Below are 13729 nucleotides of genomic sequence, written 5' to 3'. Positions count from 1 at the left end.
CCGGTTTTGATAACCCGTTCTTGCTAACCCGCTTCTTATAACCCGCTCTTTACGCTTTGTCAGAGGACGGTAGACCGTTGACGGTCAATGATTATAACTCTCGTCTTCTAGCAAGCGAACAGTGGCTCTTCTCCCGCAAAGCGGAACTGGCTTCAAATCGCCTCCTGCCGAAGGCAGCATTGCGACCTGGGCTGTTCTTGCCCAGCCTTGCGTCCCGGCATGTTCTTCGCCGGCATTGCGACCGCCGATACTTTTCGGCGCCTTGCGTCTGATTAGAGTAACACCACTTCCCCGCAAAGCGGGCCTCACTTCCGCCGACGATCTTCGGCGCATTTCAATCCTTATTTGCACCTGACAAAGCGGTAAGTCTATCGTTTTCGTCTATCTTCTTTCCTTCCTCGTCGACCGCGCAGGACTGGCCGTCGATTATCGCGGCCCTGACGGCGCCTTTTGCGACCGACATTTTGCTGAGTCCAGGCGCATCAAGAATTCCCGTCTTTACGGCCGTGTATATTGTCTCGGGCGAGGTGAGCTCACCCGTCTTTATTTTTTCAATGGCCTCAATTATCACTTTACATTCACTCTTCAAATACTGTTTGTGTTCATGAATCTCCTTGTCCTGTCTGAAGTCAGGAAGGCCCTTGATCGCTTCATTTATCGCCTGTTTCGCCATCTTCACACTTTCGATGATTTCGACGTCGGTTGCTCTTCTCGTCGCCTCGCAATATGCAACCACGTGAACTATGTCCGGGTCAATATTCATGGCAGTGTAGACAGATGAAACAAGCTGGCCCCTCGCCATATCGGGGTCTGCCGGAAGCGACATGAGCCCGGGTCTTACCATCGTGACAACGGTGAAATCGTCACCCTCAAGAGACTCTATAAGTTCCTTCTTCGCCAGCGCCTTCGCCAAATCCATCTTCGGTGAGATCCCCGGGGGCGTGTTGAACATGTACTGAGCCACGTAGACCTGCACACCGAGTCGCTTGGCAGCCATCGCTGCAAGATAGGCAGTAGCAACCTCTACGGCAGCGTGGCAGTATCTGAGCGCCCACTGATGGGCCTCGTTTATCTCAACCGGGATTCCCTTTCCACCATTCCAGGCGATTGCGGCCTGATTGTCTCTTATTGCCTCCAGAAGTTCACGATCTGATCTCCCATCAAGCTGAGAGTACCAGGTAATGGGTATCGCGGCCCACGCGTTGTTCAAGGTTTCTTTTAAGAGAAGGGAGAATTTCAGGAGGTCTCTCGTTCCAGAATAACACCTCATCAATGGATAGTTACCGGTCCTGCTGGCAGCATACATCCTTTCAAAATCCTCTCGTTTTCTGAAAGGCGCGCCCCCCGCCCCGTCTTCCGAGGAGATCATATTCTCCTGTTGAAAGAACCACTGCTGGCAGTTCTGGTCCGGAGCCAGTGAGATGATATCCAGCAAGCCCGATTCAGCAAGCTTTCTGACGGCTTCCTCTGTTGCATCGACCGTCTCAAGCCCTATGTGATGTCTTATCAACGGATATGGCTTTTTGGAGGCGATTCTTTCGAGAAGTGTCTGAGGATAGTCGACCTCTCCCTTTTCGTCCGTCTTGCCCCTGAGAAACATCACGACTTCCTCCGGCATCTCGCTGCCGTCAAAGACCTTCTCGAAGAGACCGCTCTTTTCAGCCACCTCGGCCGTCTCGACCGTTCCACCGAAGATCAGTCTCTTTTCTATTCCTCTGTTTTCCAGCGAGACTTTCAGTTCTCGGAGGAGCTGCTCGCAGGACTCTTTTCCCAGCCTGTAGCTTACGGCCACTATGTCCGGCGAGGCCTCTTCTATGCTGTCTAGCAGTTTGTCAATGCCTATCACGCTTCCAATGTAGATCGTTTCATAGCCTTCATTACGCGCCAAGTTCAAGAAGTTAAGAATTCCCGCTGTGTGAATATCGCTTCCAATGGCCCCTGCTAGTATCTTCATATCAGGTCCCTTCCTCGACATACCTGGTCAATTCTTCTACGGACATTTCGTCGACGCCGAGGCTCACAAGATTTCTTCCTTCCTTCCAGAAGTCTCTCCCCATTACTGCCCCGGCTATGCTTATTATCGAATCCATGACTCTCGTATCCACTCCAAGTTCTCTTCCAAAGCAGCTCATTGGAACCAGACTCATAGGCACGTCTTCCATAATGTACCTGTTCTCAATACTTATAGGCGCCATGATTCCCCTGTAGCCTTCGTTGCTATGGATGGCCGCATAGAGATCTTCACCCTTTACGTCATAGGCGTAATCAAGCCACTCCTTCGCACCCATGGCTTCCACGCCAAGTTTCCTTGTTACTTCGCAGCGCTCTTCGTCCAGAGCCTCCAGAACTCTCGCAACCGATGGGCTAATCCCCTCAAGATAGAATTGGAAGTCTCCATGCTTCGTCTCAATCCAGCCGGCGTTCATGAGAATCGCGCCGGGATGAAAGACTGCGCCAATATTGTTGAAGCTAGTGTAGAGAACGTTTTTTGCCAGCGTGAACTCGGGCATGATCTCGCTGATGATTGGAAATACGGACTCGTTATCCTTTGAGGGAAGCACTGAAATAGGAACGGCATTCTTAATCCTGAATATTCTCACCATTCCAGGGCCCGAAATTCTTGAAGCAAAGACGAAGGTCTGAGCCTCGGCGATCACGGCCTTTTCTCTAACTCCCTTTTCTCTGAAGATCTTGTCGAATTCCAGCGCTCCGCCCGTTCGCCCTGGGTTCAAAACAACTATCTGACCTTCGCCGATACATTCGGCCAGTTTTTCGGCGATTTTTGCATGAGCAAAGGCCGGCACAACAACCATGATAGCTTCGGCACCCTCTATCGCCTTCTTCATATCTGTACCAACGTATCTAAGCTTTGCTTTGCCCTCTGACTCGCCTTCGACTCTTATCTTTCTTTCTAAGAGTAATGGTGAGATTCGTTTCTGACTTCTGTTGTATAGCGAGACATCGTGGCCCCTCATGGCTAGAACGGCAGAAAGGGCCTGTCCACCATTTCCCGCACCAATAACAGCTATCTTCATACAACACCTCCTTAGACCCCCATCCAGAAATAAAAATATGGGAAATAACAGAGAACAAGAATTCCCTTGCTTTATCTTACTTGTATTTTCATTATACAGGAGACTTTTTTGTGAACTAAGTGAAGGGGGAGTGTCACGCTATTCATGGGGAATGACTGCACATGGCTCTGGAGATAAATTTCAACAATTTTCACCATGTTATAATAGTTATTGAGCGACACGATGATTCTAAGTACTGGGATTCTGAAACATGCACGGGCACTAGGAATGGAGGTATTCTAAATGAGTGGAATTGTTGTCACCCTTAAACCTGAGAGAAAAATGATAGAAGGCTCTCTTTCTTACTTGAGACACAGGGGAAGCAAAACGAGAGTTCTAAAAACCCAGGGAGAGGCGAGCATGGGAGCGGTGGTAAGCAATGCCTTTGACGAAAACATGATAGTTTTCGAAGGCACGAGGGAAAGCGTTGTCTTCGACGGTATCCTCAGAAACTTCCCCGGGGAGGTCTGGCCGCGAAGGATTCTCGAGCTTTACAAGGAAAACCGTTCGGGATTTTTAAACGAGCTGGATGGTTCTTTCGCTTTCGCTATAGATACAGATGACGAAACCTTTGTCGCCCGGGATCCTCTGGGCCTGAAGCCTCTTTACTACGGGCGCTGTAACGGTGGAATCGCCTTCGCTTCGGAACTGAAGGCCCTTACTCCCTTCTGCAGTCATGTACAGGTCTTTCCGCCCGGCCACTTTTTCTCTTCTAACGAAGGCTTCAGTGAGTACTCCTCACTTGAAGACCTGTTGACCGAAAGACAAGTAAAAAGTGAAGAAGAGGCGGCGAAACGTCTCAGGACTTCTCTCGAAAGGGCTGTCGACAACAGAATGACGGCGGTCAAATCCGAGCCGATAGTATTCCTCAGCGGAGGGCTGGACAGTAGCTGTATAGCTGCCGTTGCAAGCAAACTGAACGGTTCTTTGAAGACGTTTACCGTAGGAAGCGAAGAGGGGAAAGATCCGGCGTTCGCCAAGGAGGTCTCCCGGTATTTAGGCACGGATCACAGGGAATACACTTACGATTTCAAAGAGATGCTCGAAGTCCTTCCGGACGTAATTTACCATCTCGAGTCGTTCGATCCTCCCCTTGTGAGGAGTGCGATACCGAATTATATAGTATCGAAGATGGCCGCAGAGGAAGACAGTTCTTTCGTCCTGATGGGAGAAGGAGCCGATGAGCTCTTCGCCGGCTACGAGTATATGAAGGAGCTTCCCTCTGCAGAATCCGTGGATGAAGAGTCCTTGAGAATAACGAAAAACGGCTATCTTTCGGGCTTCCAGCGAAACGACAGGATGGCTCTTGCTTTCGGGATCGAATTCGATGTTCCCTTCATGGACCCAAATGTAGTTGATCTTGCCTTCTCGATTCCAGTGGACTGGAAGATCCACGGGCCTGAAAAGACTGAGAAATGGATTCTTCGCAAGGCCTTCGAAAACGATCTTCCTGAAAGCGTAGTCTGGCGGAAAAAGAGCAAGTTCAGCGTCGGGTCGGGATCGTCTCATATCATGAAGGAGTACGCCGAGGAGGCTATAAGCGACTCAGAATTCGAACGCGAAAGGCAAAACAACGGAATCAGGTCCAAAGAGGAGCTTCTGTACTACCGGATATTCGACGAGCAGTTCCCCTGCAGAGGAGCCGCGGACACTGTTTACAGAAGTTGACCCGGCTCACGTCTTTAACTATCTTACATTTCGACTATGAAGGGTTCGTTCGCCGGTGAAGTTCTAATTACGGCCTCGAGATACGGGAGGCCTCCGGTATCTTCGAGATCGCAACAGATGGACGATCCCGAACCGCTGACAAACCAGTAACCCGGATTCCTTTCTTCTGTCCTATCGACAAGTTCCTTCATTCTGGGATCGCTGTCTATCCTGTAAGACTGGTGGATAAAGTCTTTTGTGTATTTCAATGCTCCCGCGAAATCGCCCCTGGAGGCTTTGGAAATGAACTGAGAGACATTCTTTATGTTCCCCAGAGCATCTTTGAAGGGAATCGAATCGGGAAGCGCCTTTCTCATTGCCTCTGTAGAAAGCTTGAACTCAGGCACAAGAAAGGTCAATCTGTGATCGGGCATTTCGAACTTCTCGTAGTCTAGCCTCGAACCGTCATAATAGGATACGGTGAGGCCGCCAACCATACACGGGACGATGTTATCGGGATGGCCTTCGATCTCCGTTCCGATTTCGAGAAGCGCATCAGTGGGAATCCTTCCTCCGGTCATTATGTTCGAGATGAACAGCGCGGAGGCGATCGCAGCGGCGCTCGAGCCAAGCCCGCGGGCCGGCGGTATCTCGCACTCCTGAATAATCTGAAGGGCCGGAACTTTTTTTCCGGTGAGCTTCTCAAATCTCTCTATAGCATTTCCGAAGGTCTCCGCGGCATCCCCTATCTCCAGACCATACCTGCCGATAGAATGCACCTTAAAGCGGTTCGCCTTTTCGAACTGAACTGTATTATGAAGCTTCAACGCCATTCCGACGACGTCGAATCCGCTCCCCATATTTGCCGTCGTGGCAGGCGCCTTCAGTCTCACTTCAAGCCCGCCTCTTTCAGAACTACCTCGAGATCATTCTCAACCACAAGAGGCCTGTCTACAGACTTCAAGACTGCATCGGGATCCTTAAGTCCGTTTCCGGTAAGTGTGCAGACGGCAATATCACTTGCTTCAAAAAGACCCTCTCGCGCCTTCCTGAGAAATCCGCCGAAGGAAGCCGCAGAGGCTGGTTCGCAGAAGACGCCCTCCGCGCTGGCCAGGAGTTTCTGAGCGTGAAGGATCTCTTCGTCTGTCAGTGCCTCGATAACGCCTCCCGACTCGTCTCTTGCAGCAACTGCCTTTTTCCAGCTTGCGGGATTACCGATTCTAATAGCGGTCGCGATGGTCTCGGGATGCTCGAAAACTCTATCGTATACGATAGGGGCCGCTCCCTCTGCCTGAAAGCCCATCATTCTGGGCTGGGATTCCGACAGTCCCTTCTCACGATACTCCCTGTAGCCCATCCAGTAGGCGGAAATGTTGCCCGCGTTTCCCACCGGGATGAAGTGATAGTCCGGGGCACGTCCCAAAACATCTATGATCTCGAAGGCGGCCGTTTTCTGACCTTCTAGTCTGTAAGGATTTAGACTGTTCACGAGCGTGACGGGATAGTTCTCAGAGATCTTCTTGGCCAGTTCAAGGCAGTTATCGAAATTCCCGTCTATCTGGATTACCTTTGCCCCGTAGATCATTGCCTGCGCTAGCTTCCCTATCGCGATCTTACCCTCGGGAATTAGAATTATCGATTTCAGGCCGGTCCGGGCGGAGTACGCCGCCGCAGAGGCAGAGGTGTTCCCTGTCGAGGCGCAGATAACCGCTCTTGAGCCTTCTTCGATCGCTTTTGCAATTGCAAGGACCATCCCCCTGTCTTTGAAGGAGCCCGTCGGATTTGCGCCCTCATACTTCACATAGACTTTCACCCCGTACTGTTTGCTTATGTTCTCAAGGTAGATCAAGGGAGTGTTCCCTTCTAGAAGCGTTATTTTTGGAGTCTTCGGTGTTATAGGCAGGAACTTCTCATAACTCTCTATGACTCCCTTCATATGATCTCCTCCAGACTGAAGGCGCTGTGAATGGCGTTAACGGCAAGACTCACTTTCTTGTTGTCTATTACGACGGAAATCCTGCTGTTGCTTGCGCTGATCATGTCTATGTTGATGCCCTCGTTAGCAAGGGTCTCGAAGAGCGTCGCCGCGATAGCGGGAGTGGCAGTAAGATTTACTCCGACGATAGAGAGTTTTGCGATGGCGCCTTCGACGGTGATTTCTCTGGCTTCGCTCCTCGACTTAAGTACGTCTTGCTTCAGCTTGTCGAGATCGCTTGCCTGGATAGTGAAGGCCATCGTGTTGTAATCCCCGCTTCTCATACTCTGTATTATCATGTCGATGTTGACATTCTGCTCGGCAAGGGTCTTCAGAACTCTCGCCGCTATTCCCGGTCTGTCAGGTACCTCTTGCAGAACGACTTTCACGATGTCCTGATCCGAAGTTACTGCTCTCACAATAGGCTGTTCCACTTTTGATCCCCTCCATATAAGCGTGCCTCTAGCATTGGTGTGCGCGTTTTTCACAAGCACCTTTATATCATACTTCCTTACGAATTCCGATGCTCTGCTTTGAAGAACCTGAGCACCCTGCTTCGAAAGCTCTATCATCTCTTCCCAAGATATCTCTTTTATCGGCCTTGCATTGGGAACTATCCTCGGGTCGGCCGAATAGACGCCGTCCACATCCTTATATATTTCGCACAGCTGCGATCCCAGCGCCTTTGCAAGAACGACGGCGGTCAGATCCGATCCTCCCCTGCCGAGTGTCGTGATCTCTCCGGAGAATGTGGACCCCTGGAAGCCTGCAACAACCGGAACGTAGCCGTTCTTCAGATATCTGTTTATAAGGTCGGCATCTATCCCGACGATTCTCGCGTTCGAGAAGTTCGAATCTGTCTGTATCCTCGCCTGATTACCGGAAAGGGAGATCGATTTCATTCCAAGCTCTTGGATCGCCATCGCTACAAGGGCTATCGACTTCTGCTCGCCTGTCGCCAGAAGCATGTCCATCTCTCTTCCGTTTGGCTTGTCTGAAATCTCTCGGGCAAGTTCGTGAAGCGTATCTGTTTCAAAACCCATTGCCGATACAACGAGAACGGGTTTGACGCCGCTCAGAACCTTTCGCTGGACCCGCTGCGCCACATCCTTTATCTTCTCCGGCGTGTCAACTGAAGTCCCGCCAAATTTCATAATCACAACGGAATTGCTCTGCTTCTCCGCATATCTCGACGCCCTCAGAATGTCAGAGATGATAGCCGTTGCGGTCGGCTGGGCTCCCGCGCCCTCGCCCCTGAGAAGAAATCTTCCAGAAAGATCCGTTTCAACTTCTATGGCGTTCTCGACACCGTCTACGCTCCACAGTGGATCGTCTCTTTCAACTTCCTGCGGCTGAACTGAAGCCCTCTCCCTTTCGAAGTCGATTGTCCCGATCAATTTGAGCTTTTTCCCTGCGGTCGCTGCTCTCTCAAGATCGCTTTTCTCTATTCCTTCGATGCCCTTTGTTTCAATCGTGGAAATACCGGGGAAGACGCCTGTTTTGACGCCGGTGAGCACCGACAGCTTATAAGCAGCATCGAAGCCTTTCACATCGCTCGATGGATCGGCTTCCGCATAACCCTTTTCCTGAGCAATCTTCAGAGCCGAAGCGTAGTCAATTCCCTTCTGCATCTCGGAAAGTATGAAATTCGTTGTCCCATTCAGAATACCCCGAATGCGTTTGATTCCATGGAAGATGAGATAGTCCTCCAGAAGAGAGATGATAGGAATACCCCCACCGACGGCCGCTTCGAAGAATAGGCTCTTGATCGGAGAACTGTTCATGAATTCGTTGCCGAATTCCGAAATAAGCATCTTGTTGGCCGTCACGACCGTTCTATTCAGCTCGAGAGACTGCTTTACCAGCTTTCTGGCGGCTTCAGTCCCGCCAATCGTCTCAACAACTATATCGCTGTTTATAATAAGATCCTCGAAATCCTCCGCGATCAGATCGGAAGGAATTCCCAGCTTCTCGTACTTGCTGTGAGTTCTCGTAATGACCTTGGAGACGACGCATCTTCTCCCCGACCTCTTTTCGATCTCGTCTCCCTTATCCGAAAGAATCGCGTAGACACATGACCCGACTGTTCCGAGTCCGGCAATTCCGATCCTCAAAGTGGTGCACCCCCTCCTGAAGCTTTGAAGCCACTATCAATCAAAAGTATACACCGCAAAGACGTGGTCGGTGGTAGCAGTTAGGGGGTTGGAAAGGACAAAGAATCAGTTCCAAGTTGTGAGTTGCATGTGAGAATAAATTCGACCCAAACGGATGTAGGGGCGTGCGGCGGCACGCCCGCTATTAAGGATCAGTCTTCCCAAGGATAGAGATCATCCTCTTCAGTAGTTGAACGAGCCAAATCTGGCCAGAAGTATGCCAGAATGACGCGAAGGGCTGTCATCCCGGACTTCATCCGGGATCTGGGCTTTTGAGAAACCGTAGTCGATGGCATCAGGTAGCGGGTTCGTAAGAGCAAAAGAAACAGGTTTACCTTTGAAAGGTTCTCCGTTCTCAGAAAAGAACGGTTACAAGTTCCAAATTGTGAGTTGCATTGCAAATAATTTCGACCCAAGCGGATGTAGGGGCGTGCGGCGGCACGCCCGCTATTAAGGATCAATCTTCCCAAGGATAGAGATCATCCTCTTCAATAGTTGAACGAACCGGATTCTGGCCAGAATCATGCCAGAATGAACTGAAGGATTGTCATCCCGAACTTGTTTCGGGATCTGCTCTTCTGAAGGGAACCGTGGTCGGGGATGGCAGGTAGGGGGTTGGAAAGAACGGAATAAGACGCAAGGCGCCGAAAAGCATCGGCGGATGCAAGGCTGGGAAGAACATCCCAGGTCGCAATGCTGGCAAAGATCGCACCAGGACGCAGTGCCAGTTTCGCGGGGAAAGAGCCGATTTTCGCTTTTGAGATAACTCGTGCGTTGAGAAGAGCAGTTCCAAGTTGTGAGTTGCATGTGAGAATAAATTCGATCCAAACGGATGTAGGGGCGTGCGGCGGCACGCCCGCTATCAATAATGATCAGTCTTCCCAAGGATAGAGATCATCCTCTTCAATAGTTGAACGAGCCAAATCTGGCCAGAAGTATGCCAGAATGACGCGAAGGGCTGTCATCCCGGACTTCATCCGGGATCTGGGCTTTTGAAGACGTGGTCGGTGGTAGCGGGTAGGTGGTTGGAAAGAACGGAATAAGACGCAAGGCGCCGAAAATCATCGGCGGACGCAAGGCTGGGAAGAACATCCCAGGTCGCAGTGCTGGCAAAGATCGCACCAGGACGCAGTGCCCGCTTCGCGGGGAAAGAGCCGATTTTCGCTTTTGAGATAACTCGTACGTTGAGAAGAGCAGTTCCAAGTTGTAAGTTGCATGTGAGAATAAATTCGATCCAAACGGATGTAGGGGCGCGCGGCGGCACGCCCGCTATTAAGGATCAATCTTCCCAAGGATAGAGATCATCCTCTTCAATAGTTAAACGAACCTGACTTGTCTTTCTGTCGGGATTCTCTCTGTCTATCTGCAATCTCAAGGGGTTATTCTCAATGTAATCACGAATTCGATTCAGTTCTTTCTCACTGCGGATGACATGTTCATAAACGATTCTGCCAATGCTACTCAAGATTACTCTGCCATCAACCATTGCTCCCAACAAACATTGCCGGCGATGCGTACATATTGTCAAGCTATCGCGCGCGAACAGCCGTTCGCCCCTACAGAAAGAAATCGACACACTATTCTATAATACTGCTGCACGATCAAGATGAAGACCCCTATCTCTGGAAGAACCGCTTGTTTGAAACGCTGTAGGCTAATCGCTCAGAAAAACAATAAGAATTAAAGTGACGTGAAAATAGAATGGCCGTCATCCTAAGTCACTCATACCGACCCCTTACTTCTTGTCATCCTCGTGCTTCTGTACAGGATCTGGGTGATAATCTGTGAAACTGCTGCTCTTGTTCCCTTATCAGTACTCATTTGGGCGAACAGCCGTTCGCCCCTACAGAAAGAACTGCATAATCGTCTGGAATTGCCATCTGGTAGCAGTCTATTGTAAGTCCCTCACTGCGTCTTCCCGAAGCAAATCTGCCTTTGCGCCAATCAATCCTATTCGGTTTTCATAACTCGATTTTGATAACCCGTTCTTGCTAACCCACTCTTTACGCTTTTGTCGGATAACGGTGGACCGTTGAAGGTCAATGATTATAACTCTCGTCTTCTCGCGAGCGGAGCGAGCGTCTCGACATTACATTTTCTCGCTTAATCTTATCCAAGGACGGCTCTTCACAGCGCTCAGCGTCTTCTAGTCAGAGTCCAGCGCGAAGCCTTTTTCCAGCTGTCAGCGGGTTCTTGATTTTAAGCGCACAGCGGTTCTTCTCCCGCGAATCGGAACTGGCCTTGCCAAAGGCGAGACTGGCCAGGCGAACTGTGAGTGGCCTGCGTCAGCAGACTGGCTTTCAAACGCTATCCCTCTGTTTCGTCTATTTCGTGGAGAAATTCGATTACGTCTTCCAGAGAGAAGTACCTGCTCCACCTTTTCTGCTCTCTTCCGTCCGTTTGCACTACAATCGTTGGGACAGTGAATACCGAGTATTCAGAAGCAACGGCGGGATTCTCGACAGTGTTTATCTTGAAGAACTTCCATGAAGGGAAATCCTTCTCGACTGCCACCAGTTTCGTCTCTATGGCTGTGCAGACACCGCAACCGGGACTGAAGAAATCTACCAGAACCAGTCCGGTAACCTCTCTCAACTCTCTCAGTGTAATCTCCTTCACTTCATCGCCTCCTAAAAGCATTATAATGGATAATAATAGTAGAATATGCGCGAGGTGGGGTCTTGTATTCGGAAAATCAAAGAACGGCAGTGTTCGTACCTATTGTGAAGATCTGCGGAGATTACCATTTGCTTCTTACAAGGAGGTCGACCAGGATAAGTCATCCTGGGCAGATCAGTTTCCCGGGGGGACACAGAGAAGAGAACGAGACGCTTCTTGAATGCGCCGTAAGGGAAATGAAGGAAGAGATCGGTGCTCTTCCCTCTTCGCTTGACGAGATCTACCCGCTGAATGTCAGCACAACCGTCACCTCTGGCAAGGTAATCACATCATTCCTTGGATTTATTGACGATCTGAAGTTCAGGATCAACAAGAATGAAGTGGAGGACATTGTCTTTCTTTCCGTTAAGTCTCTGATCATGAATGCTCCCGAACCTATCATAATGCCGAACGGGAAGAGAACAATCAGATACCGTTTCCCCGGCTTCGTGGTCTGGGGAGCAACGGCAAGGATAATTGAAGCATCTATTGAAAGAATTATCGAGATCATAGAGAATCGTGGCAGCGGAAAATCGGACTATCTTAATGATCATGAAGTAATACATATAAGAGAGGAGTGATTAGATGTTAGATTTCACATTTCACAACGCAACAAAGATAATCTTCGGAAGAAACACCGAGAAGAAGGTCGGAGAAGAGATTTCGAAGCTGGGCAAGAAAGTCCTCTTTCACTACGGTGGAGGCAGCATAAAGAAGACCGGCATATATGATCGTGTAGTAGAGAGCCTAAAAAAAGCAGGAGTGGAGATCTTTGAGCTAGGCGGAGTCAAGCCGAACCCTAGACTCTCACTTGTAAAGGAAGGAATTGAACTCTGCCGAAAGAACGGGATAGACGCAATCCTCGCTGTGGGCGGGGGAAGTGTCATCGACTCTGCAAAGGCGATAGGAATAGGCGTCCCCTACGAAGGCGATGTCTGGGACTTCTACTCAAAAGGAAAGAAAGTGGAAGAGATGCTGCCGTTGGGTGTAGTTCTGACTATACCGGCGGCCGGAAGCGAATCTAGTGGCGGCTCGGTCATCACAAACGAAGACGGCTGGTACAAGAGATCCACCAACAGCGTAAACATGAGGGCAAAATTCGCCATAATGAATCCCGAGCTGACATTTACGCTGCCAAATTACCAGACGGCAGTCGGGGCGGTGGATATAATGTCCCATGTAATGGAAAGGTACTTCACAAATGTCAAGAACGTAGATTTCACGGACAGACTCTGCGAAGCCACGCTTAGAACGATGATCAGGAACACTCCAATAGCTCTCAAAGAGCCTGAAAATTACGATGCTAGAGCCGAGATAATGTGGGCAGGGACAATAGCACATAACGACTTGCTAAGCACTGGAAGGATCGGAGACTGGGCTACCCACGGCATGGAGCATGAACTCAGCGCAATATATGACATAGCTCATGGCGGAGGCCTTGCAATTATGTGGGCTCCGTGGATGACATATGTTTACAAACATGATATCGAGCGTTTCGCTCAGTTCGCTTACAGAGTTTGGGATGTCGAACCGGACTTCCGCAATCCCGAAAAGGCCGCTCTTGAGGGAATCAAAGGGCTGAAGGAATTCTTCGCGAGCCTCGGCATTCCCGTTACCCTAACAGACGCAGGAATTCCCGACGACAGGTTTGACGAGATGGCCAAGAAGGCAACTGAAGACGGTCCTCTAGGTCAGTTCGTGAAGCTTTACAAGGACGATGTAAAAAAGATCTACGAACTGGCGAAGTGAGCTTTTATAAAGTTGAGTCTTGTCCGTTGCCGAAAAGAGAAGAAAAACACAGCTAGAAACCGAAGACAGTTTGTGTAATGTGGCGTTGTTTGTTGTAGGTGGTTGGTGGTTGGTCAGGTGCAAAGAACAAGAACGAGACCAATCCTCAAGAAGCATATTAAAGCAATCTGATCAGAACCAGCTCTTTTGGTCATCCTGAAGTGCTCCTGTTCAGGATCTGGGCTTTGAAGGGGAAGACCGAGGTTAGAGGTCAGTTGTCAGAGGTTGGAAGAGCAACGGAAGCTGGATTATCGTTGGACGGTTCACCGTTCTCAGAAAAAAACGGTTGCAAGTTCTAAGATGCAAGTTGCAAGAAGAAGAAAGAAGACCTTTTTCTAATGGCAATGAAGTAAGCTCGTTACTGACATTCAACAAGAGAGCATCGAGATTCTGAATCAAGTTCAGAATGACGGGATGTGACGTTTTCAGAAAGC

General features: G+C 49.8%; 10 protein-coding genes. 3 read left to right on the top strand and 7 right to left on the bottom strand.

Annotation, left to right across the window (positions count from 1 at the left end; translation table 11 throughout):
* Positions 1–334: 334 nt before the first annotated feature.
* Positions 335–1954, bottom strand: a complete 1620-nt coding sequence (locus THEBA_RS00920) for a cobalamin-dependent protein (RefSeq protein WP_014730069.1) — start codon at positions 1952–1954, stop codon at positions 335–337.
* A gap of 1 nt (position 1955) precedes the next feature.
* Positions 1956–3035, bottom strand: coding sequence for an NAD/NADP-dependent octopine/nopaline dehydrogenase family protein (locus tag THEBA_RS00915; RefSeq protein WP_014730068.1), 1080 nt, complete (start codon positions 3033–3035; stop codon positions 1956–1958).
* 282 nt (positions 3036–3317) lie between these two features.
* Between THEBA_RS00915 and THEBA_RS00910 the strand changes: the two genes are divergently transcribed.
* Positions 3318–4742: an asparagine synthase-related protein gene (locus THEBA_RS00910; RefSeq protein ID WP_014730067.1), complete on the top strand. Its 1425-nt coding sequence runs from the start codon at positions 3318–3320 to the stop codon at positions 4740–4742.
* 23 nt (positions 4743–4765) lie between these two features.
* Here the strand turns inward: THEBA_RS00910 and THEBA_RS00905 are convergent, their stop codons facing one another.
* The 5 genes from THEBA_RS00905 to THEBA_RS00880 form a co-directional block, all read right to left on the bottom strand.
* The gene (locus THEBA_RS00905) at positions 4766–5614 is read right to left on the bottom strand and encodes a homoserine kinase (protein WP_006490371.1); all 849 of its coding nucleotides are present in this window, start codon (positions 5612–5614) and stop codon (positions 4766–4768) included.
* Positions 5611–6657: a threonine synthase gene (gene thrC / locus THEBA_RS00900; protein ID WP_014730066.1), complete on the bottom strand. Its 1047-nt coding sequence runs from the start codon at positions 6655–6657 to the stop codon at positions 5611–5613. Before thrC ends, THEBA_RS00905 begins: the two co-directional genes overlap by 4 nt.
* Entirely contained in the window at positions 6654–8810 is a 2157-nt protein-coding gene (locus THEBA_RS00895) for an aspartate kinase (protein WP_014730065.1), read from the bottom strand. Before THEBA_RS00895 ends, thrC begins: the two co-directional genes overlap by 4 nt.
* 1318 nt (positions 8811–10128) lie before the next feature.
* A complete protein-coding gene (locus tag THEBA_RS00885; protein ID WP_049794028.1) occupies positions 10129–10335 on the bottom strand; it encodes a hypothetical protein in 207 nt (68 codons plus the stop codon).
* Positions 10336–11156: 821 nt separating this feature from the next.
* The gene (locus THEBA_RS00880; RefSeq protein ID WP_014730064.1) at positions 11157–11468 is read right to left on the bottom strand and encodes a thioredoxin family protein; all 312 of its coding nucleotides are present in this window, start codon (positions 11466–11468) and stop codon (positions 11157–11159) included.
* Positions 11469–11557: 89 nt separating this feature from the next.
* Between THEBA_RS00880 and THEBA_RS00875 the strand changes: the two genes are divergently transcribed.
* Positions 11558–12088, top strand: a complete 531-nt coding sequence (locus THEBA_RS00875) for an NUDIX hydrolase (protein WP_259459820.1) — start codon at positions 11558–11560, stop codon at positions 12086–12088.
* Between the two features lie 4 nt (positions 12089–12092).
* Positions 12093–13256 (top strand): iron-containing alcohol dehydrogenase, encoded by a 1164-nt coding sequence (locus THEBA_RS00870; RefSeq protein WP_014730062.1) that lies wholly within the window; start codon positions 12093–12095, stop codon positions 13254–13256.
* Positions 13257–13729: the final 473 nt, after the last annotated feature.

This window comes from Mesotoga prima MesG1.Ag.4.2 (genome assembly GCF_000147715.2).
GTDB lineage: Bacteria > Thermotogota > Thermotogae > Petrotogales > Kosmotogaceae > Mesotoga > Mesotoga prima.
This window is presented reverse-complemented; position numbering and strand designations above follow the sequence as displayed.